At 49.2% G+C, this 2,319-nt stretch carries 3 protein-coding genes; all 3 read left to right on the forward strand.

The window, feature by feature from the left end; genetic code table 11:
• The first annotated feature begins 82 nt into the window (after positions 1–82).
• Complete coding sequence (locus NO992_RS23275; protein ID WP_371380785.1) at positions 83–385, forward strand: hypothetical protein; 303 nt, start codon at positions 83–85, stop codon at positions 383–385.
• Entirely contained in the window at positions 382–726 is a 345-nt protein-coding gene (gene tnpB, locus NO992_RS23280) for an IS66 family insertion sequence element accessory protein TnpB (RefSeq protein WP_371380787.1), read from the forward strand. The genes NO992_RS23275 and tnpB overlap by 4 nt, the downstream gene beginning before the upstream one ends.
• A gap of 89 nt (positions 727–815) precedes the next feature.
• Entirely contained in the window at positions 816–2,303 is a 1,488-nt protein-coding gene (locus NO992_RS23285) for an IS66 family transposase (protein ID WP_371380790.1), read from the forward strand.
• The last annotated feature ends 16 nt before the right edge of the window (positions 2,304–2,319 follow it).

The raw sequence follows: 2,319 nt of genomic DNA on the forward strand, positions 1-2,319 counted from the left end.
GTAAGCGTCGCCTGAACCACACCTAGCTACTGAATACGCTCAGCCTATAAAGTACAGCTCTGACCTCAATTCGGAGCTGAACATGCCTAAACACAAAACCGCAGAGCAATGGCTGAAACTTATCGAACAACAGGAACTCAGTGGTTTGTCTGTCACTGACTTCTGCACGCAACACAACCTTAGTACCAAGTCTTTTTATAATCGCCGAAGTAAACTTCGCGCTAAAAAACCACCTGAGTCATCTTTTATTGCCGCTAAGCCTGCTGCATCTGAGTCCGTTTCTCTGCCTGAGTTGTTACAGCTCAAGCATGGTCAGAATACGGTGTTGTTGCCATCAAACACAGATACCCTGTGGTTGGCCGCACTGCTCAGGGCGCTGTCATGATCTGCTGGCACAATGAGTCTGTTTACTTGCACCGCCAGCCAGTAGACTTTCGTAAATCCATCAATGGCCTCGCGGCGATTGTTGAGCAAGCAATGGAAACGTCCGCAATGACGGGTAACGTCTTTGCCTTTTGCAATAAAAATAAGGACAAGCTGAAGGTGCTGTATTGGGATAAAACCGGTTTTGCACTGTGGTACAAACGCCTCGAAAAAGACAAGTTTAAATGGCCAGACAAAGAAGATGATGACGTCATTACACTCAGCGCCGAACAATGGCAGTGGTTATTGTCTGGCTTATCGGTCATTGCCCACAAGCCGCTCAGCTATGGTTATAACGTATGATCATAACAGGGGCTTTTAGATCACGAATTAATCTAAGCTATTAATTTAAAAACAGTTACTCTGTTGATACAGTAGACTGCATGAAAGAAATGAATAAACTGCCTGATGATCCTCAGCAGTTGAAGCAGATCATTGCTCAGCTTCAGGCGCGTAATAACTACCTCGAAGAACAATTCAGACTGGCCCAGCAAAAACGCTTCGGGGCCAGCAGTGAGTCGCATCCGGCGCAAGCTGACTTGTTCAATGAAGCCGAAACTCTGGTTGAAGATGAAGAAGAGCTCGAGCAAGACGTTGAAACCATTGAATATCTGCGCAAAAAGCCGACACGTCAGTCACTGCCAAAAGATCTGCCCCGCGAACGTATCGTGCATGACATCGACAACAAACAGTGTGACTGCTGTGGCGGTGAGCTGCACAAAATGGGCGAGGATGTGAGCGAAAAGTTGGAGTTTATCCCGGCCCAGGTCAAAGTCATTGAACATGTCAGGCCAAAATATAGCTGCCGGCACTGTGAAAAAACACAAACTCAGGTTGAGATAAAACAAGCGCCTGTCCCGCCGAGCCCCATTCCAAAAGGGATCGCCACGGCCAGTTTGCTGAGCCAAATCATCACCAGCAAATATCAGTACGGTTTACCGCTGTATCGCCAAGAAAGCCTGTTCAAACAATATGGTATCGCGCTTTGCAGGCGGACCATGGCAGACTGGATGATCCGCTGCGCCAGTTTGTTCAAACCACTCTACGACAGGCTGCACGACGTGTTGCTACAGCAACCGGTGATACAGGCCGATGAAACCACGGTTAAAGTGGTGAAAGAAGACAAACAAACCAGTTACATGTGGCTGTATTGCAGCGGCACAGATTCGCCTGCGCCAGAGGAAAGCATCCCCAATATTGTCCTGTTCGACTATCAGAATAGTCGCGCGGGTCGTTGTCCTGTGGACTTTTTACAAGGCTACGACGGCTACCTGCAAGTTGACGGCTATGCCGGGTATGAGCAAACTCAAGCCACGCTAGTAGGCTGCTTGGCGCACGCAAGGCGCAAGTTCAAAGAAGCCGCGGACGCACAAGCCAAAGGTAAAACTGGTAAAGCCGATTGGGCACTTAACCATATTCAAAAATTATATCGAGTTGAAACTGCATGTAAAACAGCAAGCGCAGAGGTGCGCCAGGCTGCACGGGCACAGCAAGCGGCTCCGCTGCTGGCACAGTTTAAAACCTGGTTAGATAAATCAGCACAAACGGTGGTTCCAAAATCAAAGCTGGGCGAGGCTGTCCACTACACGCTAAGGCAGTGGCCGAAACTCATTCGCTACCTCGATGACGGACATCTAAAGATAGACAACAACCGGGCAGAGCGGGCTATCAAACCGTTCGTCATAGGCCGAAAGAACTGGCTGTTTAGCTTCACCACAAGTGGTGCTGAGAGTAGCGCAATCCTCTATAGCGTGATCGAAACAGCCAGAGCAAACGGCCACACCCCATTCGACTATGTGATGCATTGCTTAAACGAATTAGCCCAGCCCCAGTGCGATATCGACAGCTTACTGCCCTGGCATGTTAGCCTCCAGGTGTAGTTCGCCGTACGCTTAC

The sequence above is a fragment of the Pseudoalteromonas sp. DY56-GL79 genome (assembly GCF_041414765.1).
Lineage (GTDB): Bacteria > Pseudomonadota > Gammaproteobacteria > Enterobacterales > Alteromonadaceae > Pseudoalteromonas > Pseudoalteromonas piscicida.

Excerpts from the sequence above, each read along its gene's own strand:
- NO992_RS23275 (WP_371380785.1), top strand. The coding sequence starts at position 83 with ATGCCTAAACACAAAACCGCAGAGCAATGGCTGAAACTTATCGAACAA.
- tnpB (WP_371380787.1), top strand. The coding sequence starts at position 382 with ATGATCTGCTGGCACAATGAGTCTGTTTACTTGCACCGCCAGCCAGTA.
- NO992_RS23285 (WP_371380790.1), top strand. The coding sequence starts at position 816 with ATGAATAAACTGCCTGATGATCCTCAGCAGTTGAAGCAGATCATTGCT.